General features: G+C 72.4%; 25 protein-coding genes. 9 read left to right on the forward strand and 16 right to left on the reverse strand.

Annotation, left to right across the window (positions count from 1 at the left end):
* The 5 genes from disA to BJ981_RS12430 form a co-directional block, all read right to left on the reverse strand.
* A complete protein-coding gene (gene disA / locus BJ981_RS12410; RefSeq protein WP_184610965.1) occupies positions 1–1,089 on the reverse strand; it encodes a DNA integrity scanning diadenylate cyclase DisA in 1,089 nt (362 codons plus the stop codon).
* Positions 1,090–1,166: 77 nt separating this feature from the next.
* Positions 1,167–2,597: a DNA repair protein RadA gene (gene radA, locus BJ981_RS12415; protein ID WP_184610967.1), complete on the reverse strand. Its 1,431-nt coding sequence runs from the start codon at positions 2,595–2,597 to the stop codon at positions 1,167–1,169.
* A gap of 58 nt (positions 2,598–2,655) precedes the next feature.
* Positions 2,656–2,970, reverse strand: coding sequence for a thioredoxin (trxA, locus tag BJ981_RS12420; RefSeq protein WP_184610969.1), 315 nt, complete (start codon positions 2,968–2,970; stop codon positions 2,656–2,658).
* Positions 2,967–3,347, reverse strand: coding sequence for a MerR family transcriptional regulator (locus tag BJ981_RS12425; protein WP_184610971.1), 381 nt, complete (start codon positions 3,345–3,347; stop codon positions 2,967–2,969). The genes trxA and BJ981_RS12425 overlap by 4 nt, the downstream gene beginning before the upstream one ends.
* A 94-nt stretch (positions 3,348–3,441) precedes the next feature.
* The gene (locus BJ981_RS12430; protein WP_184610973.1) at positions 3,442–4,140 is read right to left on the reverse strand and encodes a class I SAM-dependent methyltransferase; all 699 of its coding nucleotides are present in this window, start codon (positions 4,138–4,140) and stop codon (positions 3,442–3,444) included.
* A 106-nt stretch (positions 4,141–4,246) separates the two neighbouring features.
* On the opposite strand from BJ981_RS12430, the gene BJ981_RS12435 reads away from it, so the two are divergent.
* From BJ981_RS12435 to BJ981_RS12460, 6 genes are all read left to right on the forward strand, one after another.
* Positions 4,247–5,062, forward strand: a complete 816-nt coding sequence (locus tag BJ981_RS12435; RefSeq protein WP_184610975.1) for a sugar phosphate isomerase/epimerase family protein — start codon at positions 4,247–4,249, stop codon at positions 5,060–5,062.
* A 57-nt stretch (positions 5,063–5,119) separates the two neighbouring features.
* The gene (locus BJ981_RS12440; RefSeq protein ID WP_239139393.1) at positions 5,120–5,707 is read left to right on the forward strand and encodes a TetR/AcrR family transcriptional regulator; all 588 of its coding nucleotides are present in this window, start codon (positions 5,120–5,122) and stop codon (positions 5,705–5,707) included.
* 174 nt (positions 5,708–5,881) lie between these two features.
* Positions 5,882–8,056 carry a (Fe-S)-binding protein gene (locus BJ981_RS12445; protein ID WP_184610979.1) on the forward strand — a complete coding sequence of 725 codons (2,175 nt, stop codon included), beginning with the start codon at positions 5,882–5,884 and terminating at the stop codon, positions 8,054–8,056.
* Between the two features lie 138 nt (positions 8,057–8,194).
* A complete protein-coding gene (locus BJ981_RS12450; protein ID WP_184610981.1) occupies positions 8,195–9,058 on the forward strand; it encodes a hypothetical protein in 864 nt (287 codons plus the stop codon).
* A complete protein-coding gene (locus BJ981_RS12455; RefSeq protein WP_184610983.1) occupies positions 9,055–10,158 on the forward strand; it encodes a glycosyltransferase in 1,104 nt (367 codons plus the stop codon). The genes BJ981_RS12450 and BJ981_RS12455 overlap by 4 nt, the downstream gene beginning before the upstream one ends.
* Positions 10,159–10,222: 64 nt before the next feature.
* A complete protein-coding gene (locus tag BJ981_RS12460) occupies positions 10,223–10,504 on the forward strand; it encodes a metal-sensitive transcriptional regulator (protein ID WP_184610985.1) in 282 nt (93 codons plus the stop codon).
* A 129-nt stretch (positions 10,505–10,633) separates the two neighbouring features.
* Here BJ981_RS12460 and BJ981_RS12465 read toward each other — a convergent pair whose 3' ends face one another.
* The 3 genes from BJ981_RS12465 to BJ981_RS12475 form a co-directional block, all read right to left on the reverse strand.
* Positions 10,634–10,795 (reverse strand): hypothetical protein, encoded by a 162-nt coding sequence (locus BJ981_RS12465; protein WP_184610987.1) that lies wholly within the window; start codon positions 10,793–10,795, stop codon positions 10,634–10,636.
* A 230-nt stretch (positions 10,796–11,025) separates the two neighbouring features.
* The gene (locus BJ981_RS12470) at positions 11,026–12,411 is read right to left on the reverse strand and encodes a hypothetical protein (protein WP_239139803.1); all 1,386 of its coding nucleotides are present in this window, start codon (positions 12,409–12,411) and stop codon (positions 11,026–11,028) included.
* Positions 12,412–12,459: 48 nt separating this feature from the next.
* Positions 12,460–13,008, reverse strand: a complete 549-nt coding sequence (locus tag BJ981_RS12475) for a gamma carbonic anhydrase family protein (protein WP_184610992.1) — start codon at positions 13,006–13,008, stop codon at positions 12,460–12,462.
* A 180-nt stretch (positions 13,009–13,188) separates the two neighbouring features.
* Between BJ981_RS12475 and BJ981_RS12480 the strand changes: the two genes are divergently transcribed.
* Positions 13,189–14,526 (forward strand): coiled-coil domain-containing protein, encoded by a 1,338-nt coding sequence (locus BJ981_RS12480; RefSeq protein WP_184610994.1) that lies wholly within the window; start codon positions 13,189–13,191, stop codon positions 14,524–14,526.
* A gap of 150 nt (positions 14,527–14,676) precedes the next feature.
* Here BJ981_RS12480 and BJ981_RS12485 read toward each other — a convergent pair whose 3' ends face one another.
* The 6 genes from BJ981_RS12485 to BJ981_RS12510 all read right to left on the reverse strand — a co-directional run bounded on the left by BJ981_RS12485 (position 14,677) and on the right by BJ981_RS12510 (position 18,217).
* Complete coding sequence (locus tag BJ981_RS12485; RefSeq protein WP_239139802.1) at positions 14,677–14,961, reverse strand: hypothetical protein; 285 nt, start codon at positions 14,959–14,961, stop codon at positions 14,677–14,679.
* 119 nt (positions 14,962–15,080) lie between these two features.
* Positions 15,081–15,833: a GntR family transcriptional regulator gene (locus BJ981_RS12490; RefSeq protein ID WP_184615972.1), complete on the reverse strand. Its 753-nt coding sequence runs from the start codon at positions 15,831–15,833 to the stop codon at positions 15,081–15,083.
* Between the two features lie 151 nt (positions 15,834–15,984).
* The gene (locus BJ981_RS12495; RefSeq protein ID WP_204070771.1) at positions 15,985–16,464 is read right to left on the reverse strand and encodes a VanZ family protein; all 480 of its coding nucleotides are present in this window, start codon (positions 16,462–16,464) and stop codon (positions 15,985–15,987) included.
* 142 nt (positions 16,465–16,606) lie between these two features.
* On the reverse strand, positions 16,607–17,161 hold the full coding sequence (locus BJ981_RS12500) for a hypothetical protein (protein WP_184610998.1): 555 nt from the start codon (positions 17,159–17,161) through the stop codon (positions 16,607–16,609).
* A 28-nt stretch (positions 17,162–17,189) separates the two neighbouring features.
* Positions 17,190–17,567 carry an MmcQ/YjbR family DNA-binding protein gene (locus BJ981_RS12505; RefSeq protein WP_184610999.1) on the reverse strand — a complete coding sequence of 126 codons (378 nt, stop codon included), beginning with the start codon at positions 17,565–17,567 and terminating at the stop codon, positions 17,190–17,192.
* Between the two features lie 5 nt (positions 17,568–17,572).
* A complete protein-coding gene (locus BJ981_RS12510; RefSeq protein ID WP_184611001.1) occupies positions 17,573–18,217 on the reverse strand; it encodes a hypothetical protein in 645 nt (214 codons plus the stop codon).
* Positions 18,218–18,396: 179 nt separating this feature from the next.
* On the opposite strand from BJ981_RS12510, the gene BJ981_RS12515 reads away from it, so the two are divergent.
* On the forward strand, positions 18,397–18,831 hold the full coding sequence (locus BJ981_RS12515; protein ID WP_239139801.1) for an MSMEG_6728 family protein: 435 nt from the start codon (positions 18,397–18,399) through the stop codon (positions 18,829–18,831).
* Here the strand turns inward: BJ981_RS12515 and BJ981_RS12520 are convergent.
* Positions 18,786–19,289 (reverse strand): ATP-binding protein, encoded by a 504-nt coding sequence (locus tag BJ981_RS12520; protein WP_184611006.1) that lies wholly within the window; start codon positions 19,287–19,289, stop codon positions 18,786–18,788. The two genes, BJ981_RS12515 and BJ981_RS12520, sit on opposite strands and share 46 nt — an antisense overlap.
* 55 nt (positions 19,290–19,344) lie before the next feature.
* On the reverse strand, positions 19,345–20,916 hold the full coding sequence (locus tag BJ981_RS12525; protein ID WP_184611008.1) for a S8 family peptidase: 1,572 nt from the start codon (positions 20,914–20,916) through the stop codon (positions 19,345–19,347).
* A gap of 242 nt (positions 20,917–21,158) precedes the next feature.
* Between BJ981_RS12525 and BJ981_RS39115 the strand changes: the two genes are divergently transcribed.
* Positions 21,159–24,053: an ATP-binding protein gene (locus tag BJ981_RS39115; RefSeq protein WP_204070770.1), complete on the forward strand. Its 2,895-nt coding sequence runs from the start codon at positions 21,159–21,161 to the stop codon at positions 24,051–24,053.
* Positions 24,054–24,179 lie beyond the last annotated feature (126 nt).

Genomic DNA, 24,179 nt, shown 5'->3' on the forward strand with positions numbered 1-24,179 from the left:
CTAGACGTACCGCTCCAGGATGGACGCCTCGGCGAGGCGGGAGAGGCCCTCGCGGACGCTGCGCGCCCGGGACTCGCCCACGCCGCCCACCGACTGCAGGTCGTCGATGCCGGCGGCCAGGAGCTTCTGCAGGCCGCCGAAGTGGTCCACGAGACGGTCCACGACGGTCGCGGGCAGCCGGGGCACCTTGGCCAGCAGGCGGAACCCGCGCGGGCTGACCGGCCGGTCCATGGCCTCGGAGCCGGCGTGGCCGAGGACGTGCCCGACCGCCGTGAGGTCGAGCAGGTCGCCGGGGGACAGCCGGTCCAGCTCGGCGAGCGAGTCGGCCACCGAACGCGACCGGCGTCCGGCCTCGGCGGGCAGGTAGTCGCGCATGATCAGGTCGCGGTCCTCCTCGACCCCCGCGACCAGCTCGGCGAGCTGCAGGGACAGCAGCCGCCCGTCGGTGCCGAGCTCGACGACGTAGCCCTCGATCTCGCCCGCGATGCGGCGCACCATCTCGAGCCGCTGGACGACGACCGCGACGTCGCGCGCGGTGACGAGGTCCTCGATCTCCAGGGCCGACAGCGTGCCGGAGACCTCGTCCAGGCGCATCTTGTAGCGTTCGAGCGTCGCCAGGGCCTGGTTGGCCTTCGACAGGATCGCCGCGGACTCCTCCAGGACGTAGCGGACGCCGTCCAGGTAGAGCGCGATGATCCGCATCGATTTGCTGATGGAGACCACCGGCGAGCCGGTCTGCCTGGCCACCCGCTGGGCCGTGCGGTGGCGGGTGCCCGACTCGTTGGTGGGGATGGACGGATCGGGCACGAGGTGCACCGCCGCCCGTACGATCTTGTTGGCCGCGGAGTCGAGTACGATGGCGCCGTCCATCTTGGCCAGCTCGCGCAGCCGCGTCGCGGAGAACTCGACGTCGAGCGTGAACCCGCCCGTGCACACCTCTTCGACGCCTTTGTGATAGTTGAGGACGATGAGCCCGCCGGTGTGCCCACGGAGAATACGCTCCAGGCCGTCGCGTAGTTCGGTGCCTGGAGCGAGGGCGGCAAGGGTGGATCTCCGGCGGTCGTCGATGCCCTTGGAATTGTTCGCCACATGACCCCCGCTGGTCGCTGACGCGCCCAGTTTAGCGGCGGCGCGCGGACACCGGTCCGGGCCGCGCGCCGTACGGCTCACGTGACGTGCGTCAGCGCGTCCCAGACGTTCTCTGCCTCTGTGACGTCGAAACCGTGCGCGAAGTTCGTCGTGCGGAGAGGGGACCTGGCCACGGGCACGGGTTTGCGGCCCTCGCGGCCCTCCGGAGAGGCGGCCGCGGTGTCCTGTTCGAGGGAGCCGGTGGGGACCAGGGCGTGCGAGAAGCCCAGCCGCGCGGCCTCGGCCACCCGGCGCCGGACGTCCCGCACCGGGCGCAGCTCGCCCGCCAGGCCGACCTCGCCGAGGACGATCAGCCCCGGGGGAAGGGGACGGTCGCCCGCCGCGCTCGCGACCGCGAGCATCACCGCCAGATCGACGGCGGGGTCGTTGAGACGGATGCCGCCCACGGTCGCGGTGAAGACGTCGCAGCCGCTCAGGCGGGCGTTCAGCCGGCGCTCCAGCACGGCGAGGATCATGGTCACGCGGAACGGGTCGAGGCCGGAGGTGGAGCGGCGGACCTGCTGCGCCTCGGTGGGGCCGACCAGCGCCTGCACCTCGGCCGGAAGGGGACGCGTGCCCTCGACGGTGACGGTGACGCAGGTGCCGGGCACGGGCTCGGCGCGGCGCGAGACGAACAGGCCGCTCGGGTCGGGCAGCCCCTGGATGCCCCGCTCGTTGAGGTCGAAGCAGCCGACCTCCTCGGTGGGCCCGAACCGGTTCTTGATGCACCGCACCATGCGCAGCCGGGAGTGGCGGTCGCCCTCGAAGTGGAGCACGACGTCGACCAGGTGTTCCAGCACGCGGGGGCCCGCGATCGAGCCGTCCTTGGTGACGTGGCCGACCAGGACGGTGGACAGGCCGCGCTCCTTGGCCAGGCGGACCAGGTTGCCCGTCACCTCGCGGACCTGGGTGACCCCGCCCGGCACCCCGGTGGCCTGGGCGGAGCCGATGGTCTGCACGGAGTCGACGATCAGAAGGCGCGGCTGGACCCGCTCGACGTGGCTGACCAGGGCGCCCAGATCGGTCTCCGCGGCGAGGTAGAGACGGTCCTGGATGGCGCCGATGCGGTCGGCGCGCATGCGGACCTGGGCGGCGGACTCCTCGCCGGTGACGTACAGGACGGTCTCGTGGCGGGCCATGCTCGCCGCGGCCTCCAGCAGCAGGGTGGACTTGCCGATGCCCGGCTCGCCGGCGAGGAGCACGACGGCGCCGGGCACCAGGCCGCCGCCGAGCACCCGGTCGAGCTCGCCGACCCCGGTGGTGCGCGCGCGGGCGAACTCGGCCTTGACCTCGCCGATCGGGAGCGCGGGGGCGGTCACGGCGCCGCCCTGGACGACGTGGACGCCGGACCGGCCGCCCTCTTCGCCGACCGAGCCCCAGGCCTGGCACTCGCCGCAGCGGCCGACCCACTTGGGCGTGCGCCAGCCGCACTCCCCGCAGCGGTACCCGGCCTTCTGCGTCTTGGTCATGGGGGCACGTTAGCGGCCCGCACCGACATTTCCCATCGGCACGGGCCGCGTCAGCCGGTCAGAACCCGCCGTCCAGCTCCGCCAGCAGCAGGCGCTTGGGCTTGGCGCCGACCACCCGGCGCACCACCTCGCCGTTCCGGTAGAGGTTCATGGTGGGAAAGCCCATGACCCCGTAGCGGGAGGCGATCTCGGGATGGTCGTCGGCGTTCAGCTTGGCCACGGTCAGGCGGCCCTCGTACTCCTTGGCGATCTCTTCGAGGATCGGGGCGACCATGCGGCACGGCGGGCACCATTCGGTCCAGAAGTCCACGAGCACGGGCTTGTCGCTCTCCAGGACCTGCTCGGCGAAGTTCTCCGCGGTCAGCGTGATCATCTTGTTCCTCCGGTTCTGAGCGCGCATCCCGGGCACGCCTCGGCGAGTTGGGCCGCCACCTCGGCGCGGCGGCCGAACAGGGTGCGGATCTGCTCGTCGATCTCGGCGAGCTTGCGCCGGTAGACCTCCACGGACTCCGGGCAGGCGTTCCCCGACTCGTTGCCGGCGCGCAGGCAGTTCACGAACGGCCGCGCGTCCTCCAGCGTGAAGCCCACCGTGAGCAGCGAGCGGATCTCCGCCACGAGCTTCAGGTCGGCCTCGTCGTACTCCCGGTAGCCGTTGGACGAGCGGCGGGCGCTCAGCAGCCCCTGCTGCTCGTAGTAGCGCAGCGCCCGCGTGCTCACCCCCGCGCGCCGCGCCAGCTCCCCGATGCGCATAAGGCCCTCCCTGATCCGCGCTCACGCTAACCCTTGACGTCAACGTCAAGGTCAAGCCGGAACGTCCCGGCCGGCGGAAGGACAGGGCGAGGGGTCAGTAGAGACGCCAGCGCAGGATGTTCGGGTAGGCGACCTCCAGCCCTTCGGTGCGCGCGATGGCCTCCTCGGCGACGGCGGGGGCGAACTCGATGCGCAGCACCGCCTCCAGGTCGGCGCGGGAGGAGAACACCATGCGCAGGTCCAGCTCCTTCCGCTCCCATCCCTGCCGCGCCCAGAAGGCCTCCACGGCCGGCGCGGAGTAGCTCGGCACCGTACGGCTGAACCAGGCCCCGAAGTCGCCGCGGCCCGCGTCCAGGTCGATGACGAACGCGGCGCCGCCCCGCCGCATCACCCGCGACAGCTCGCGCAGGCCGGGCTCGCAGCCGGGTCCGAAGAAGTACGCCCACCGGGCGAAGGCGACGTCGATCGAGGCGTCGGGGACGGGCAGGGCCTGGGCGGCGGCGGTGCGGACCGTCACGTGGGGCAGCGCCCGGCAGCGGTCGGCGGCGAGGGCCGCGAGCCCGGCGTGGGGCTCGATGCCGACGACCTGGGCGGCGGTCGCGGCGAGACCGGGCAGATGGAAGCCGGTGCCGCAGCCGATGTCGAGGACGGCGCCGCCCGTCCACGGCCGGATCGCCGCCATCGCGGCCTCGGCCGCGCCGTCGGGGTCGACGGCGCGGTTCTCCAGCTCGTAGGTGCGGGGGGAGTTCCAGATGTTGGGGCTGGGAATGGCCCCGTCGACGATCCTCGCCATGGGACATACGCTAGACCAGGCATAACGCCGAGCACGCGACTGTGATCTGCGCTGCATCCGGGTTGCGCAACGCGACCTGGGCGCGACCCGGCTTAGGCTGGCAGATGTGACCGACGTCATCCGTGTCCCCAACGCCAAGATCGCACTGTCCACCGCGTCGGTGTATCCCGAGCGCACTCCGGACGCCTTCGAGCTGGCCGCGCGCCTCGGTTACGACGGTGTCGAGGTCATGGTCGGCGCCGACCCGGTCAGCCAGGACATCGACGTGCTCGAACGCCTCTCGGACCACTACGGCGTGCCGGTGCTGGCCGTCCACGCCCCCTGTCTTCTCGTCACCCAGCGGGTGTGGGGCCGTGACCCGTGGGCCAAGCTCGTCCGGGCGCGCAAGGCCGCCGAGCGGCTCGGCGCCCGCACGGTCGTGGTGCACCCGCCGTTCCGCTGGCAGCGCGAGTACGCCCGCGACTTCGAGACCGGCCTCGCCCGCATGCGCGACGAGACCGACGTGGTCTTCGCGGTCGAGAACATGTTCCCCCTGCGCGCCCGCGGCGCCGAGGTCGTCCCCTACTCCCCGGGGTGGGACGTCGTCGACTACGACTTCCCCCAGGTCACGCTGGACCTGTCCCACACCGCCGTGTCGGGGTCCGACGCTCTGCAGATGGCGGAGAAGCTCGGCGACCGTCTCGCGCACCTCCACCTCGCCGACGGCGTGGGCACCACCAACAAGGACGAGCACCTGGTGCCGGGGCGGGGGAGCCAGCCGTGCGCGCGGGTGCTGGAGCGCCTGGCCACCGCCGGGTACGGCGGCCTCATCGTGCTGGAGATCAACACCCGCAAGGCCGCCGGGCGCACCGAGCGCATCGACGACCTCGCCGAGGGCCTCGCCTTCGCCCGCCTTCACTTCGCCGCCTCGTCCTCGACATGATCGGGTCTTGCGGGCATGATCCGATCGGTCGGTGACGACGGCGCGGAAGGCGGAGGGGTGACGGGGGAACGACGGCGTCCGGGGCGGCGCCCCGGCTCGGCGGACACCCGCGGCGACATCGTGACCGCGGCCCGCAAGATCTTCGCGGAGAAGGGGTTCGACAAGGCGACGATCCGGGGGATCGCCCGCGAGGCCGGGGTGGACCCCGCCCTGGTGCACCACTACTTCGACACCAAGGAGGGCATCTTCGTCGCGGCCCTCCAGCTCCCCGTGGACCCGTCCAAGGTGCTTCCGCTGGTCATGGAGGGGCCCCGCGAGCAGATCGGCGAACGGGTCGCCCGGTTCGTCCTCACGATGACCGCGGACGCCCAGGCGCGCGAGCCGATCCTGGCGCTGATGCGCAGCGCGATGACCAACGACAAGATCGTCGCGATGATCCGCGAGTTCATGACCCACGCGCTGCTCCGCCGGGTCGCCGCGGGGCTCGGCGTGCCGCTGGTCCGCATGGAGGCGGCGTTCGCGCAGATGTTTGGCGTGGTCCTGATGCGGTACGTCCTCCGGGTGGAGCCGGTGGCGTCCGTCGACGTCGAGGAACTGGTCGCCCTGCTGGCGCCGACGATCCAGCGCTACCTCGGCGAGGCGTGATCGCCCCCGCCGCCCGGCCTTCGTAGAGCATTGTTCTAATATCGGACCGTCCGGCGGGTCGAAGCCCTGGTCAACCCACAAGTTACCTGCGGGTACCATTCGCAGTGGTTTCACCGTCACGCTGGATGACCGGCACGTCTACGCTGGGCGACCAACGCACACTTTGGAGGACCCGTGCTCCTGGTAGCGATCATCGGGCTCGTGATGACGGCGGTGGCCGTCGTCCTCGCCGGTCGCCGCGCGCACTGGCTCTACGGTCTCGCGACGAGCGGCCAGCCGGCCCCCGAACGCGTGCGCTACGCCAGGGACAACGCGGGCGCGGAGCTCAAGGCCCAGGTCGTCGAGGTGTTCGCGCAGAAGAAGCTGCTGAAGTGGACGCCGTCGGGCGTCGCTCACTTCGTGGTGTTCTGGGCGTTCGTCATCCTGATCACCGTCTACGTCGAGGCGTACGGCGCGCTGATCCAGGGCGCGATCACCGGCGAGCCCGACTTCCACATCCCGCTCATCGGGACCTGGCCGGTGCTCGGGTTCCTCCAGGACCTCATCGCCGTCGCCTGCGTCCTCGGCCTGGTGTCCTTCGCGGCCATCCGCCTGAAGAACTCGCCCAAGAAGCTCGGCCGCGACTCCCGGTTCTCCGGCTCGCACCTGGGCGGCGCCTGGCTGATCCTTTTCATGATCTTCAACGTGATCTGGACGCTGTTCCTGTTCCGCGGCGCGTCGATCAACACGGGCAACTTCCCCTACGACTCCGGGGCGTTCGCCTCCGAGGCCGTCGCCGCCGCGCTGCGCCCGCTCGGCGTGGGCGTCAACGAGGCGCTGGAGCCGGTGGGGCTGCTGCTGCACATCGGCGTGATGCTGGTGTTCCTGGTCATCGTGGTGAACTCCAAGCACCTGCACATCTTCACCGCGCCGCTGAACGTGCTGTTCTCCCGCCGTCCGGACGGCATGGGGGCGGTGCCGGAGATGCGCAGCCATGGCAAGGTGCTGGACTTCGAGGAAGCCGACCCCGACACCGACGTCTTCGGCCGCGGCAAGATCGAGGACACCACGTGGAAGGGGTTCCTCGACTTCTACACCTGCACCGAGTGCGGCCGGTGCCAGTCGCAGTGCCCCGCCTGGAACACCGACAAGCCGCTGTCGCCCAAGATGCTGATCCTCGACCAGCGCGACCACGCCTTCGCCATCGCTCCATACCTGCTGGCCGGTGAGGAGGAGCGCGCCAAGCTTCCCGAGGACGTCCTCGCCCTGGCGGGCAAGCCCTTGGTCGGCGAGGAGGGTGTGATCCATCCGGATGTGTTGTGGTCGTGTACCAACTGCGGGGCGTGTGTGGAGCAGTGCCCGGTGGACATCGAGCACATCGATCACATCATCGACATGCGCCGCTACCAGGTCATGATCGAGTCGAGCTTCCCCTCCGAGGCGGGGGTGATGCTGAAGAACCTGGAGAACAAGGGCAACCCGTGGGGCCTGCCGGAGGGCAAGCGCGCCGAGTGGATCGAGGAGCTGGCCTCCCGCGAGGTCGACCCCATCGAGGTCACGATGGTCGACGACAAGATGCCCGAGGACGTGGAGTACCTGTTCTGGGTGGGCTGCGCCGGCGCGCTGGAGGACCGGGCCAGGAAGACCACCAAGGCCGTGGCCGAGCTGCTGCACATCGCGGGGGTGAGGTTCGCGGTGCTGGGGCCGAGCGAGGCGTGTACCGGGGATCCGGCTCGCCGGCTTGGGATGGAGTTCGTGTTCGACATGCTGGCCCGGCAGAACATCGAGACGTTGAACGAGGCGGGGGTGAAGAAGATCGTGGCGACCTGCCCGCACTGCTTCAACACCCTGGCCAACGAATACCCGCAGCTCGGCGGTCACTTCGAGGTGGTACACCACACCCAGCTGCTGGCGCACCTGGTGGAGGCGGGCAAGCTGACGCCGGTGACGCCGATCGAGGAGAAGATCACCTATCACGATCCGTGTTTCCTGGGGCGGCACAACAAGGTGTACGCCCAGCCGCGCGACATCATGGCCACGGTGCCGGGGGTGCGGACCCAGGAGATGCACCGCTGCAAGGAGCGGGGGTTCTGTTGTGGCGCGGGTGGGGCGCGGATGTGGATGGAGGAGCGGATCGGTAAGCGGATCAACACCGAGCGGGTGGATGAGGCGCTGACCACCGATCCCGACACCGTGTCCACGGCGTGCCCGTTCTGCCTGGTGATGCTGGGGGACGCGATCAACGAGAAGAAGAACACCGGCCAGGCCAAGGAAACCCTCGAAGTCGTCGACGTCGCCCAGCTCCTGATCACCTCGGTGAAGGGACAAAAGGACCAAAAGGGGCAGCAGGGCGAGCCTGTCGGAGCCTGACGGAACCGGCCAGGGCGGGCGGGACGGCCTGTGACCAATGTGGCCAGATTGAAATGGCCTGGAAATCCTTTCTCCTCATAACGGACGGATTACGGTAACCTCAACGTCGCGCGGCTCAATCAACGGGGAGGGGGCCCGGTGCGCGTTGTCGTAACCGACGCCGAGGTCACGATGGCGGATGTCCTCTCGCTCAGGCTCGCCATCAGCGATCCTCTGGCCGAGGGCACCCGGCTCGTCCTGCGCCAGCGAGGCGGCGGCGCCGAGGTCGCGGTGGCGCTCGGCGCCCCGGGCGCCGAGGTGCGCGAGGCCTCCGTCGCGGTGTCGCTCGCGCCGCTCGCCCTGACCCCTGGCCGCTGGGACGCCTATCTCGAACACGACGACCCGCCCGGCGGCCCCGAGGGGGTCGCGCGTGCCCCCGTGCGGGAACGGTCCCCGGACCGCGGGCCCAGGCGCACGCGGGTGCAGTGCGTGGACCCGGGCTTCTCGCTGGACCGCCTGGACGCCTACGCCCTCAGCCGGCGCACGTTGGCCTACCGCGCCTACCGGACGCGCAACGGCTACCTCGCGGTCAAGGTCGCGCACGTCGAGCCGGGGGCGGACGTCCGGGCGGTGTGGTTCCGCGAGGGCCGCTTCGAGGTCACCGGCCTGCTCGCCTACACCGGCTTCGTGGACGACGACTCCCACCACACCGCGCGCCTCGCCCTGCGCCGCGCGGAGGGCCCGGAGACGGCCGTGACGGCCACCGCGACCGTGAAGGGCGTCCGCTTCCACGCCGCCCTGTCGTTGTGCGACGTGCTGGCCGCGACGCCCGAGTACGAGGGGTTGTGGGAACCCTCGCTGGAGGTGGACGGCCTGGAGGCCCCGCTGCCGCTCGGGGCGCGCATCGACGACGTGGACGGCAAGGGGCGCAGGGTCCAGTATCCCGACACCCGGGTGGACGGCGTCCCCGTCCGCCCGTGCTACACCTCCGACGACGAGCTGCGTCTCGAGGTGGGGGGATGAAGATCTGCTTCCTCGTGCCCTCGGCGTACGGCATGCGCGGTGACACCCGGGCGGTGCTCAACCTCGCCGCGGGGCTGGCGTCCCGGCACGAGGTCGAGATCATCAGCGTCAGGAGGGTCCGCGAGACCCCGTTCTTCCCGGTGGACCGGCGTCTGTCGATGCGCTGGCTGATCGACGCGCGCCCCGGTGTCCGGCACATCCTGCCCGGCGGCCAGATGCGCACCGAGATGGCCCTGTGGCGCGCCCTGCGCGGGCTGCGCGCGGACGTCCTGGTCACCACCCGGGCGGCGCTGAGCGTGCAGGCGGCGCGGCACGTTCCCCGGGAGATCCTGCGGCTGGCCAGGGAGTGGACGCGGCCGGCCGTCCCCGCGCCGGTCCGGCGCTTCTACCCCAAGCTGGACGCCGTGGTGACCTCGACGGAGACGGCCAGGGACGACTTCGCCCGCGTCTTCGACGGCGTCGCGCGCCCGCGCCTCGAAGTCGTGCCGGACGCGCTGCCCCAGGGCCCGTGGCCGCGCTCGCGCATGGACAACCGCATCGTCTCCGCCGGCGGCAGATGGCTGCCCGGCAAGGCGTTCGACCAGCTCGTCCACGCCTTCGCGATCGTCGCGGACAAGCGTCCCGACTGGCGGCTGCGGCTGTACGGCGGCGGGCCGGAGGAGAAGCGGCTGCGCGCGCTCGTCGGCCGGCTGAACCTGCACAACAACGTGTACTTCATGGGCACGACGCCCGACCTGCAGGGCGAGTTCGCCAAGGCGTCGCTGGTGGCGGTGACCTCGCTGGCCGAGAGCCCGGGCATGACGGTGATCGAGGCGCTGGGCTGCGGTGTCCCCGTGGTCGGCTTCGCGGGGGCGCGCGGCGCGGGCGAGTTCGTCACCCCCGGCCGCGACAGCGTGCTCGTGCCGCGGGGCGAGGACGAGGTCGAGGCGTTCGCGCGCGCGATGCTGACGCTGATCGACGACGAGCGGCGGCGCATGGTGCTCGCGGCGGGGGCCCTGGAGTCGGCGGCCAGGCACGCCGGGTCGGTGGTCGCGGCGCAGTGGGAGTACCTGGCCGACGACCTGCGGGGACGCGGTGCCAAGGTGGCATCGGGACGGTGAGGGCACCCCGGCCGTCCGGCGCGCGCACCGCTGTGGTATACCCCGAACCGGTATGGTAGATGCTATGCACGGGTACAGCGGAGACAAGCAGGCGTATCTGACCAGACTTCGGCGGATCGAGGGACAGATCCGCGGCCTGCAGCGCATGGTCGAGGAAGACTCTTACTGCATCGACGTCCTCACGCAGGTGTCGGCGGCCACACGCGCCCTGCAGGCGGTGGCCCTGGGCCTTCTGGAGGACCACATCGGCCACTGCGTCACGGACGCGATCGCGGGCGGCGGCCCCGAGGCCGAGGCGAAGGTCAAGGAGGCGTCGGCGGCCATCGCGAGGCTAGTGCGCTCGTAGGGCCGTACGACCGTCCGGCGGCCCGGCCGGACTAGTCCCGTCGGGTGGTATGGGGTGGGGTGGTAAGGGGCCTTTTCACAAAACCGTCCCGAACCCCCGAGGAGTCCGGGACCAGTTCTGTGAGCTTCTTCAGCGACTTACCGAAGTACGCAATCCGAGCGCGTTGTCGAGCTCATCCAAGGTCAGCTGTCGCTCGCTGACGGCGACGGCGCTGAGCACCTCCGCGTAGAGCGCGATCTCGTCCAACGCGACACGGTCATGGACCCGTGAGTCCAGGTTGTCGTGCCCCACCGCGTCGTCCTTCCTTCCGCAGCCCACACCCACTTCGAGGTTACGACCGGGCGGCTTTCGACGACATGGCCCATCGGGACCATTCGCCGGGGCCGCCCGTGTACTCGGGGAACCATTTCCAGGATCGTAGATCACAATTCGGTCAAAGCCGCCGATAGGGGGATGGGGAATGATATACGAGAGGTAAGTATCAAATAGCTGGTTTTAACGTTTAGATCATGACACCCCGGTCAGGTGTGGTGAATCCATTCGTCTGAGGTCTCTGTGGCGCCGGACGACGCGTCCGTGCTCTCGGGGAGCACCGCGGGCAGCGGGTCGTCCCGCTGGCCGATCAGGCAGCTCACCGTCGCCGCCGACGCCGGGAACCCGCGTGCGGGCGGCTCGGTGCCGGTCAGCCCGCACCACGCCAGCCCCGTCGCGTACCCCGCCCCCAGCAGCGCCGCCGCCGACGCGCGGTCGGGCGGGCGCAGGGCGTCGGCGGGTTCGCCCTCCTCGGGCCAGCAGCCGCGCAGCGGGTGGTCCGGCTCGACGAGCGCCAGATAGTACGCCCGCCGCAGCTCGGGGTCCAGGTAGGGGTACAGCCGGGCCGCCGCCTCCGGTGCCACCTCGTGGACGTCGGCGGCCAGCAGCGCCGCCGCCACCGCGCGCGGATCGGCGCCGTGGCCCGCGGCGAACGCCAGCGCCTCCACCAGGTCGTACAGCGTGTGCCGGAAGTGGTCCTCCGGCGAGGTCTCCGCCAGCACGCCCGCCGCGAGGCCTCGCGGGCAGCGGGCGAGCCAGGCGTCCCTGAGCGCCGCCGCGTCCCGGGCCGCGTGGTCCAGCCATGGGCGGGCCAGCAGCGGCTCCAGCATCGCGATCAGGGCGCTCGCGCGCGGGGTGAAACGGCCGTCCGGGAGCAGCACGCGGGCGGTGTCGGCCATCAGGGCGGCCAGCCGCAGCGCCGCGCCCTGGGCGCCGCGCCCGAGCGGCTCGCAGTAGAGGGCGGTCAGCGCCTCCAGCGGCGTGGGCGGCAGCCACCGCACCCAGTCGTCCCCGGGCAGCGGACGCCTCAGGAACTCGCCGAACATCGACAGCAGGACCTCGTTGCCGTCGAACGCCGGGGCGTAGGCGCACCACATGACCGTGCCCCAGATCGCCGCGACCCCCGCCGTGACGTCCCCGTAGAAGAGGTCGCGCAGCGGCCCCGACACCAGCGGCGCGTCCTCCCGCGGGCGGCAGGCCTCGGTCAGCAGCCCCCGCACCCGCTCGGTGATCTCGCGGGAGACGTCGGGCCCCACGAACGCCTGGGTGGAGCCGCGGCCGGCGGTCACGTCCGCGGGGCCGGGCAGCAGCCCCTCGGGGATCGGGACGCCCGGCTGGGGCGGGCGCGCCGCGGCGCGGACGGCGGGCGCGGCCGGAGGGGCCGACAGGTGCCAGGCCGCCTCGGAGTCGTCGGCGCGGTACCAGCGGGCGTGCGCGCCGAACATCCAGCAGGCGCCGTCCTCGGTGCGCAGCAGGCGCGCCGCCATCGCCTGGAGCTGCGTGGCAGGGGGGACGTCGGCCCACCGCGGGTCCGCGACCATGGCGCGGACATCCCGCTCGATCGCCGCGAAGGGGTCCCACTGCACGGCGGCCATGCTACTGGTGGCGTGGAAACGGCTCCCGGACGGCGGCCGCGCCCGGCCTCACGCCCCCCGCACCGGGGAGGCGGCGCGGTGGCGGGCGGCCTTCGCCATGTAATTGTCCGGCGTCCGTGCGAACGTGGCGCGGTCGGCGTCCGTCAGCTCCCGCACGACGCTCCCCGGCACCCCGGCGAACAGCACCCCCGCGGGGACGCGCCGGCCCGGCGGCACCACGCACCCGGCCGCGATCAGCGACCCCGCGCCCACCCTCGCGCCGTTCAGCACGATCGCGCCGATGCCGACCAGCGCCCCGGCCTCGACGTGCGCCCCGTGCACCACGGCCCGGTGCCCCAGGCTGACCCGGTCCTCCAGCACGGCCGGCAGCCCCGGGTCGGCGTGCAGGCAGCACAGGTCCTGGATGTTGCACTCCTCGCCGACCTCGATCGCCTCGTCGTCGCCGCGCAGCACGGCGCCGTACCAGACGCTCGCGGCGCGCGCCAGCCGCACCCGGCCCACCACGACGGCGGTCGGCGCGACGTACGCCTCCGGGTGGATGGACGGCGTGTCGGCGTCCAGCGACGCGATGTACGGCGGGAAAGGGGGCTCGTTCATGCCTTCGAGGATCTCATGGGGGCATCCGCCGGTTTCAGGACCCTTGCTGCTGGTAGGCGGTCATAAGACCGCATGAGGCCATGCGTTCGGGTTGCGGACTTGGGCGGTTGGCAGGAAAGTCGTGTCCTGACGTGTCGTTTGCACGACCCCCACTCGAATCCAGACCCCCAGGGCTCAGCCATGACGAACCAGCACGACAGCTTCCCCGACATGATGCACGAGGACCTCGGCTTTGAGGTCGTGATGCGTGGATACAGCCGCAGGCAGGTCCACGATCACATGGTCCGAACGCGCAACCAGATCCGTGATCTTGAGGAACGTCTGGCGAGGGCCATCGATCAGGCCGAGCAGGGCCGCATCGAGCTCGCGGAGGCCCGGCGCCGCCTGGCCGAGGCCCCCCAGGACTATGACGAGCTGGGCCAGCGGTTGAGCGCGATACTGAAGCTCGCGGAGGAGGAGGCCAAGTCCAAGCGCGAGGCCGCCGACGCCGACGCGACCAAGACCCGTGAGGAGGCCACCGCCGAGTCCGAGCGCATCCTGTCGGCCGCGCAGGCCGAGGCGGAGCGCCGCGTCCACGAGGCCACCGAGTCCGCCGAGCGGCTGCTGGCCCAGGCCGGGGCGGACGCCGAGGAGACGCTCGGCACCGCGCGCGCCGAGGCGGAGGAGACGCTGCGCACCGCGCGCGCCGAGTCCGACCGCACGCTGACGGCCGCCCAGCACGAGGCCGAGCGCCTGGTGAACGAGGCCAACGCCCAGGCCGAGGCGACCCGCGAGTCCGCCTCCGCCGAGGCCGCCGAGACGCTGTCCTCGGCGCAGCGGCGTGCCACGTCGCTGGACGACCACACCGGCCGCCGGGTCACCTTCCTCACCGACACCCACAGCGAGGTCATGCGCCGCCTCAACGAGATGGGGTCCGTGCTCAGCGACCTGCTGCAGCGCGAGAACTCGGCGGGCCCGCTGATCGACGAGGCCGCCGTCCTGCCGCCGCGCCCGGTGATCACGGACGAGCCCGGCGCCACGGCGGAGGAGCGCGAGGCCGTCCGGGTGGTCCTCGACGACGCCGACGACAGGGCCGGCGCCGACGACACGAACGACACGGCCGACACGAACGACACGGACGCCGTGACCGACGCGGACGACCGGGCGGACCGGGTCACGGCGGAGAAGGCCGCGGGCGGGGACGATCAGGACGCGGCCGGCGCGCGTACGGGCGAGGACGCGCGCCGCGAGGGCGGTTCCCTGGCGATCTCCGACGCCAAGGCCGAGGACGACCGGGAGCACGAGGAAGAGTACGTGGAGTTCCGGCGGCACGACGCGGCCGGTACGGACGACACGGCCGGGGCGAACGGCCTGGCCCGCGGGCACGGGGCGAACGACACGCACCAGGCCAACGACCACGAGGGCCCGTCCCAGGGCCGCGTCCGCGGGTTCTTCGAGGTCAACGACGTCCACGACGTCCACGTCGTGACGGGCGCCGACCGCGCCGGTGAGGACGGCCTGACCGCGCACCGGCCGTAGGGCGGAGCGGGGCCCGGGGTGCCGAACTGAGCGGGAGTGCCCGGGCCCCGCGTCACGAGGCGACGGCCGGATCCGCGGCCGGCACGGAAACCTCCGCCCCCGATCGGGTCGGAGGTTTCCGTGCGTCCTGTCGGCCGGCGTCGCGGGCGATCAGGTCTCGGTGTCGGCCCCGGTGTCGGTCGCGGTGCCGGTCCCAGTGCCGGTCCCAGTGCCGGTCGCGGTGTCGTCCGGCGAGCCGCGCTCCTGCTGGTCGAGCAGCCGTTCGCGCAGACCCTCGGCGTCGTCGGCGTCGATGGTCATGGCGCACCCCGCGTCGCGTTCCTCCTCGGTGAGCAGGCGGTGCCGGGTGGCCCACCATCGCCCGGCGTCGCTCCGCCATATGGTCCAGTCGGGGAACTCCCGGGCGATTTCGGCGAGGTGCCGATCGAACGACATCCCGTCCACCCCTCACAGCGCCAGGTTTGTACCTTTCACCCTCACGTTGCGGGACATCTCTAGAGAAATCAATGTTCGGTGGGGACAGGTCAACCTAACGCTTGACGTGACGCCTTGACTCACGCGTCGAAGTCGTACTGAAGTACATACGACGCGGCGTCCATGATCATCTTGTTGAGCTCGACCGCCGCGCCGCCGGCCGCGAACGCCGTACGGCACACCTCGATCACCGGCGTCCCCGCGGGCAGGCGCAGCCGCGCCGCCTCCTCGGGCGCGGGCATGCGGGCCCGCACCTCCTCGGTGAAGTGCACGGGCGCGTGGCCGAGGTCGCGCAGCCGGGCGTAGACGCCGCCCGCGCCGGTGTCGGGCGTGGTCACCGGCGTGCCCTCCACCAGCGCGGCGGGGAAGTGCGAGGCCGCGAGCTGCACCGGCCTGCCGTCCACCGAGTAGCGCCGCCGCCGCACCCACACCTCGTCGCAGTCCAGCACCCGCCCGACGTCCTCGGCCACCGGTTCGCGCGCGATGAGCAGCTCGTCCACGGTGTACGGCCGGCCGCTGACGTCGGAGTCCCAGATCGCCCTGCCCGCGCCCCACTGCTCCCGCGCCAGGCGGCGCGACCCGTGCCGCCGGATCGGCCGGAACTGGCGTACGTAGACCCCCGACCCGCGTTTGGGCACGGCCACCCCTTCGTTGATGAGGACGGCCAGCGCCTGCCTGGCCGTGGCTCTCGCGATGCCGTACTCGGACATGAGGGCGTTCTCGCCCGGCAGCCGGTCCCCGTCCCGCAGCTCGCCGGACAGGATCGCCTGGCGTAGACGGTCGGCGATGCGGCGATAGATCGGGGGTTCATGTGGTACCGGGGATCCTTCAATCACGCTCTACCACCCTCAGTCACCAAAGCGGCCCGCGTCTCCAGAGAACTTGCCCCGCCTTGTCCACGATCGCACAGATACGGAGGTTGGTCCCGTGCTTCTTTTGCGCGGATCGTGCCTGTGTGGTGATCCGCGGGGCGTTCTGGGGTTGTTACCGTGGACCGCTTTCGGCAACCGCGGGTCGCGCGTGCCATCGCAGCGTGGCCAGACTCGCCAGCGCGGCACCCGCGGAGTTGAGCAGGACGTCGTCCGTCGAGGACACCCGGCCGAGGTCGAGGACGTACTGCGCGACCTCCACGGTCACCGAGAGAGCCGCCGCGAGCAGGGTCACCCGCCACACCCCGGCGAAGCGGGACGAGCGCACGGGCAGCAGCGCGCCGAGGGACGCGAACACCAGAAGGTTGCCCCCGACCTGCGCCGACACCGTTCCGGGCGGCGCCGTCGCGAGCTCCGCCAGATCGCTGAACGGGAGCAGCGTCACGCCGGAGGCCCTGCCGGGCGTCAGGATCATCCACAGCCATGGGATCGTCCCGGCGACGGCGAACACCTCCGCGTACGCCGTACGGTACGGATGCGGGTCACCCCGCCGCGCCCGCAGGACGGCCACCCCGTACGCGAGGAGCGCCGGCACCGGCAGGCACAGAAATGTAGCTAGAACGACATATCCCCAGATCTGTAATTCAAGCCGCACACCCCCATCCTTCCCAATGTCCCCACCGGCACGGGCAGGCCCAGGAGCAACAGTCATCGACCCGGCTCCCGCGCCGAGGGGGTCAGGGAGCCGGGACGGTCGTCCACAGGGTGAGGATCTCGCGGGCCACCTCGTCCACAGGGCGGCCGTCGTTGTGGACGACCGCGTCCTCCAGACCCGCGCGTTCGACCGCGTGCTGGAACGCCTCCAGCTCGGCCAGGTGCTCCTCAAGGGTCGCGCCCCGGTCGCGGGCGCGCAGGCGCTCGCGCGCGGTGTCCGGCGAGACGGCCAGGCGGACCACGGTGATCGCCGCACCGGGCAGCGCCCGGCGTACCGCGTCGAGGTGGGACGGCTCGAGCAGGCCCCGCGCCAGCACCAGCCGCCTGATCCCGGCGGCGGCGTAGGCCGAGGCCACCGCGCGGAGGTTCACCGTGAGCATCTCGTGCACGTCCGCGCCCGCGCACCAGCAGAGCCAGTCGAGATCGACGACGGCGTGCGGCACGTCCCCGAGCGACGCGCCGACCGCGATCGCCAGCGTCGTCTTGCCCGACCCGAGCCCCCCGGTCAGCACCAGCGCCTCGGCCGCGCCCTCGCCACCGGCGCCCGGCGCCGCCCCGGGGACGTGGTCGTTCCTCATGCCGCCCGACTTCCCCGCAGATGGGACGTCATCCGGCGCGGGAGGCGTCGAGCTCGGCGACGAGGCGTTTGGGGGCGACGATGCGGTAACTCTCCTCGACCCAGTCGTCCAGCACCTCGCCGTCCGGCATGTCGTCGGTGAACGGGACCGTCACCCACCCCGAGCGCCCGAGGCCGTGGCTGGTCGGCGCCGCGCCGGGGACGCTCAGCGCGTGGCCATGGGACCCGCCGAGCTTCACCGAGAACTGCGGCCGCCACTTCTCGGTGGGCTCCTCCAGCCCGAGGAACACGAAGACCTTCTTGTTGACCTTGACGACGCTCTCGCCCCACGGGAAGTCCTCGTGCGCCCCGGGAAGGCCCAGGGCGAACGCGCGCAGGCGTTCCCGCGTCTCCTGCCATTCGCTCATGAGTTCTATTCTGGTCCGTCGGAGGTAAGGCGTCGCCGGCCTTCGGCGAAGAAGCCGGGCACATCGGAGACCTCGCTCATCGGGCGCGCGGCCCCGAACGGGGCGTTCCAGAACTCCCCGCTCCGCGCCTCCCACGGCACCACGTAGGCGTACGGCACACCGAGGTAGGTGTCCCCGCACGACACGCCGTAGGCCACCTGGTCGAGCAGGATCCCGATGTCGAAGTGCTCCGGCCACAGCACCGGCGTCTCGCCGGGCGCGAACGCGCGCAGCGCCTCGTCCCCGAGGGCCAGGCACCGCTGCAGGTACCGGGCCGCGCCGGCCTCCACCCGCAGCACGTCGCCGGCGGACGCCCCGGAGCCGTCGTGGTAGAGCCCCTCGGGGGCGCCGGCCCCGGCCCCGGTGGCCGCGCCGAGCTCCTTCAGGGACCGTCCGTCCAGCGGCAGCCGCGTGGCGCCCGCGACCAGGACGTCCCCCTCGACCCGCAGATCCGGCGCCGCGACGGTCCCGAAGCCCTCTGGGGTGACCCGCAGCCTGATGGTCCCGCTGGTCCGGTACTGCGGCCCGGCCAGCAGCAGTTCGGCGACCGCGTGCAGGGACAGGCGCGTGGCGGTGTAGGCGCCGTCGTCCGGCGTCTCCTGGGCGTTCATGTGTCTCCTTCGCGGCGCTCGCGGCCCGGCGATACGCCCACATCCTGCTGGAACATCGTCCCGGCCGCCACTTCGCCTACTGTGGGTGAGGAACGCCACCGGTCCCGTGACGACCTTGACGGCCGGAGGGAATGATGCAGACATTCCTCCCTTATCCAGATTTCGCGGCCACAGCCCGCGTGCTGGACCCCCGTCGCCTCGGCAAGCAGCGGGTCGAGGCCCTCCAGGTCCTGCGGGCCCTCACCGTCCCCGGGTACGGCTGGCGCCACCACCCCGTCGTCCGCATGTGGGCGGGCTACGAGGAGGCCCTGGTCAGGTACGGCCTGGAGGTCTGCGCGCACTGGTGCTCGCTCGGCCGGGCCGACACCTGCGCCGCCAAGATGCTGCGCGAGCTCGCCGAATGCCACGCCGTCGCCGAGCCCCGCACCCAGCCGCGCCTCGGCGAGGCGGGCGAGCTGCCCCCGTGGCTGGGCGACCGGGCGCTGCACCTCAGCCACAGGTCGGCCCTGGTCCGCAAGGACCCGTCCTTCTACGGCCCGATCTTCGCCGGCACCCCGGACGACCTCCCCTACCTCTGGCCCGCCTCCGACCGGGCCCCGTCCCGCCCGTGCTGAACCCACGGGCCGATCAGGAACCACACCGTCGTCGTCGCGCCGGTCCGGTGGACGCCCCAGCCGGACGACAGCAGGTCCACCAGCAGCAGCCCCCGCCCCCCGGGGCTGCCGGGAGCGGCCACGCGGAGGGCGGGGGCGCCGTTCCCGGGGTGGGACACCTCGGCGAGCAGCCGTCCGGCCGTGGCGGACAGCCGTACGGTCACCGGTCTCCGGCCGCCCTCCGGCGCGTGGACGACGGCGTTGGCGGCCAGCTCGCTGAGCAGCAGCACCGCGTCGTCCAGCCGCTCGCCCGCCATCCCGCGGGCCAGCACGCGCCGCGCCCACCGGCGGACGGCCCCCACGGCCGACCGCTCGCCGGGGAACGTCCGCAGCCCGAGCGGGTGGAGCACGACACGAGGCCCGGACTCCCGAGCCGTGCGCGAACGCGTCTCCACCGGCGCCGACGTGCTCTTCCGCATCGCTTCCACCACTTCTCCGGCAGGGTCGAGGGCAGGCCGGGAACTCAACCGGAACTCAGAAGGTGATCGACCAGGCGTCGATGGTCCCGGCGTCGTAGGAGTACAGGTCGCGCACCCGCAGTTGCCAGGCGCCGTTCCTGTTCTCCGCCGAGGTGTTCACCGTGTACGTCTGGTGAACCCCGTCGGCCGTGCCGACGCCGCCCGGCTTCTTGAGCGTGAAGACGGCGCCGCTCGGCCCCACCAGGTCGATGGCGAGGTCGGAGGTGAAGGAGTGGACGACGTCCACCTTCACGGAGGTCGAGGTCGTGCCCTTGCCCTCGCAGTTCTGGATCGTCACCGGGCTGTTCACGGCGGAGCCCGCGTCGGGGATCGCCACGTCGGCGTCGTTGCCGCCGCCCGCGCACGTCGGCGGGTTGGGGCCGCCGCCGCCGATGAACCCGGTGTAGAGCAGCTTGTTCGGCGACCCGGAGCCGGGGCTCTTGACCACGTTCGGGGTCGCGTTGCCGGTCAGCGCCTTGGTCACCTCGGCGGGCGTGGCCGACGGGTTGGCCGACAGGTACAGCGCCGCGGCCCCGGCGACGTGCGGCGACGCCATCGAGGTGCCGCTCATCGTCGCGGTGCCGCCGGAGTTGGCGGTGGAGACGATGCTCGACCCGGGCGCGAAGACGTCCAGGCAGGTGCCGACGTTGGAGAAGGAGGACCTGGTGTCGGAGGAGTCGGTCGCGCCGGCCGTGATCGCCGACGGCGCCCGCGCCGGGCTGTAGGAGCAGGAGTCGGCGCCGTTGTTGTTGCCGCCCGCGACGGCCATGGTGATGCCCGCGGAGGTGGCCCGCGCGACGGCGTCGTCCACCGAGGAGTCCGGGTCCCCGCTCAGGCTCATGTTCGCCACGGCGGGCTTCCTGACGTTCTTGACCATCCAGTCGATACCGGCGATGACCTGCGACCACTCGCCGTTGCCCGAGCAGTCCAGCACCCGGACGCCGACCAGCCTGACGCCCTTGGCGACGCCGTACGTGGCGCTGCCGACGGTGCCGGAGACGTGGGTGCCGTGCCCGTGGCAGTCGTTGGCGATCGCGTCGTCGTCGATGAAGTCGTACCCGTCCGAGGCCCGCCCGCCGAAGTCGCCGTGCGCCTTGTAGAGGCCCGTGTCCAGGATGTACGCGGTGACGTTCTCCGCCTTGTTCCCGTAGGTGTAGCCCTTGTCCACCGGCAGGGCGCGCTGGTCGACCCGGTCCAGGCCCCAGGAGGGCGGGTTGGTCTGGGTGTCGGCGATGTGGGCGCGGCCGTCCTGTTCCACGTACGCGACGCCCGGCTCCGCGGCCAGGCGCGCGGCGGCCTGCTCGCTCATCTTCACCGCGAAGCCGCGCAGCCCGGCGGTGTAGACGTAGGTCAGCCGGCCGCCGTGCCTGGCCGTCAGGTCCTTCGCCTTCGCGGTGGTGACCTCGGCGAGGGCGGTGGTGTCCTTCAGGACGACGATGTAGGCGCCGGGGACGGAACCGGGGCGGTTCGCGTTGCGGATCGGGTCCTGAGCGGCCTGCGCCGGTGTGGACCCCAGCCCCAGCAGCGCCGTTCCTGCCGCCAGGAGGCCGGCGAGCGCGCCGTGCCGCCAGGAGGGATGATCTCTCATGGGGGGTTCTCCGTTTCCTACGGCCGAGCGGTGGCCCGGCTCCAGAAAGTGACCGCCGCGCGGGCGGCGACCGGCGGTCGTATGCGAAGCACCATCCGGCTCCGGGGCGTGGCCGATCAATCCGTAGGGCCGTAGGTAGGGATACGTGATTCGGTGAAACATCCGATATTCCAAATACGAACCAGAAGTCCTAAGCTCGGCAGTCCACGGGGTTCAGCAAGGCGACGCGGACGGGACACGGAATGGCCGCAGCTCCGAGGCAGCGAACACCTGGACGGTCACAGACGGCGTCGCCGATCCTGATCGGACGCCGGAGCGAGCTGGAGGAGCTGACCGCCGCGCTCGTCTCGCCCCCGGCCGTCGCGATGATCGAGGGCGAGGCCGGCGTCGGCAAGAGCCGCCTGGTCCGCGAGCTGATCGCCCAACCGGCACTGAGGCGTCTGCGGATCCTCCCGGGGTACTGCCAGCCGCTGCGCGAGCCGTTCCGCTACGGCCCGATCCTGGAGGCGCTCGGCACCCTGCGCGGCCATCCGCCGCCCTTCGACCGCGACCGGCTGAGCCCGGTCACCGGTATGCTGCACGCCCTGCTGCCCGAGCTGTCCGAATTCCTGCCCGACCCGCCCGAGCCCACCGGCGACCCGCGCTCGGAACGCCACCGGGTGTACCGCGCGGTGCGCGAGCTGCTGTCCGCCGTCGGCCCCGCGATGCTGCTCGTCGAGGACCTGCACTGGACCGACGACGGCTCGCGCAGCCTGCTGAGCTTCCTGATGGCCGACCTGCCGCAGAACCTCGCGATCGTCGTGACCTACCGCCGTGAGGAGGCGCCCGGCGGGGTGCCGCTCGGCAGCGCCTACCGTCCCCCGCCCGGCGCGACCAGCGTCCTGGTGAGCCTGAAGCCCCTCGACCTGGCCGAGGTGCGCGCGCTGGCGTCCTCCATGCACGGCGGGCGCTCCATCACCCTGGACTTCGCGACCAAGCTGTACGAGCGCACCGCCGGCCTGCCGTTCGTCGTCGAGGAGACCATGCGGGCGCTCGGCGACCCGGCGGGCACGTCGCGCCTGGAGGGCCCGGCCGCGCGGCAGCTCTTGGAGAACGTCGAGGTGCCGGTCCTGCTGCGCGAGGCCATGGCGGAACGGCTCGCGGGGCTGCCCATCGCGGCGGTGCGGCTCGCCGAGGCCGCGGCCGTGCTCGGCGTGCCCGCGACCGTCGAGCTGTTGCAGGAGGTGGCCGGGCTGACCGGGCAGCGCTCCCGGGCCGCGCTGGCCGCCGCGCTGAGCAGCGGCGTGCTGCACGAGGCCGACGACTGCCTGTACGGGTACCGGCACACCCTCGCCCAGCAGGCCGTGTACGACACCATGGCCGGGTTCGAGCGCAGGCGGCTGCACGCCCGTGCCATCGAGGCGCTGCGGCGCCGCGAGCCGAGGCCGCTCGTCCGGCTCGCCGACCACAGCCACCGGGCCGGCCGCGCCGGGGACGCGCTGCGGTACGGCGAGGAGGCCGCCGACCGGGCCATCCGCGAGGGCGACGCCTCCACCGCCACCCAGCAGTTGCAGCGCCTGCTGCTGATGCCCGAACTGACCGCGGCCGACGTCGACCGCCTGGCGGTCAAGCTCGGCGAGATCGCGCACACCGGGCTCGACCAGCACGACCCCGCCGCCACGCTGGAGAGGGTCCTCGGCGACCCCCGGCTGTCCACCGCGGCGCGCGGCGAGGTGCGGCTGTTCCTCGGGCTGCTGCTGATCCGCCAGGCCGGCGGGCTGCAGGCGGGCCTCGACGCCATCGAGACCGCGATCGGCGAGCTGGACGAGCGCCCCGACCTGCTGGGCCGCGGCGTCGCCGTGCTCGCCCTGCCGTACTTCGGCACGACCCCGCTGCCTCGGATCAGGCCGTGGACCGAGCGCCTCGGCGCGATGATCGACGAGGCGACCGGCGAGGAGCTACGGCTCACGATGCTGGCCAACTACGCGCCGGCGCTGGTGCAGGTGGGGGAGCCGGGCGCGCTGCGCGCGTTCGCGCCGCCGGCGCGGGACGCGGCCATGACCCCCGCCGAGCAGCGCAACCTGTCGCGCCTGCACTGCAACCTCGCCGACGCCTGCGCCTGCACCGGCCACCACCGGGAGGCCGGGCCGCTGCTGCGGGAGGGGCTCCGGATGGCCGTCGAGGTCGGCGCGCCGTTCGTCGTCAGCACCGGACGTGCCACGACCGCGCGGCTGGACTGGCTGCTCGGCGAGTGGGACGGCCTGGAGGAGCGCGCCCTCGGCATGCTGGACGAGTACCACGACCTGCTGCCCAACGCCAGCGAGCTGTCCCTGGTGCTCGGCTGGCTGGCCGGCGCGCGCGGCGACTGGGACGAGGCCGAGGGGTGGCTGAACGCCACCGGCGTGGCCGCGCCGCACGACTCCATCACCCCGGTCGTGGTGAGCGGTTTCGCCGCCCTCGCCAAGGTGCGGCTCGCCCGGGGAGAGACCGATGCCGCGCTCGCCGACGCGCGGCGCGGCCTGGAGATCGTGCGGCGCAAAGAGGTGTGGGCCTGGGCGGGGGAGCTGGTCCCGGTGGCGGTGTCCGTCCTGCTCGAATGCGGCAGGTTCGGCGAGGCGCAGACCCTGGCGGGCGACCTCGCCCGCGGCGTGGCGGACAGGGACGCGCCCATGGCCAAGGCGGCGCTGGAGATGGCGAGCGCGCTGCTCGCCGAGGCCAAGGGCGAGGTGGGGCTCGCGCTGCGGCACTACGAGCGGGCCCGGCGGGCCTACGGGGAGCTGCCCGCGCCGTACTACGCGGCCCTGGCGGCCGAGCGCCTGTGGGTGTGCCGCTTGGAGAACGGGTCCCCCGGCGCCGCCGAGGAGCTGGCCGCGCTGGCCGACGCGTTCGCCGCGATGGGCGCCACCTGGGACGCCGACCGGTGCGGGCACCACCTGCGCGTCCACGGCGTCACGCGCTCGTCGCGGCGGGGGAGGCGCGGATACGGGGACACCTTGTCGCCCAGGGAGCAGGACGTGGCCCGGCTGCTCGCCCGGGGGCGGACGAACCGGGAGATCGCGGAGGTGCTGTTCCTGTCCCCGCGCACGGTCGAGCAGCACGTGGCCCGTACTCTGCGCAAGCTGGGCAAGCGCTCCAGGAACGACCTTCTCGACGGGTGATCCCGCGAGGCACCCGAGCACGTCCTCAAAGGTACGTATACCTACGCATATTTCCCCTGATTGTTCGGGCAAGGGCCCTGGCTGACAGTAGTCCGCAGCATCCCGCCTCCTCCTCCCCCGAGGAGT

Origin of the sequence: Sphaerisporangium krabiense (assembly GCF_014200435.1) — a bacterium.
Lineage (GTDB): Bacteria > Actinomycetota > Actinomycetes > Streptosporangiales > Streptosporangiaceae > Sphaerisporangium > Sphaerisporangium krabiense.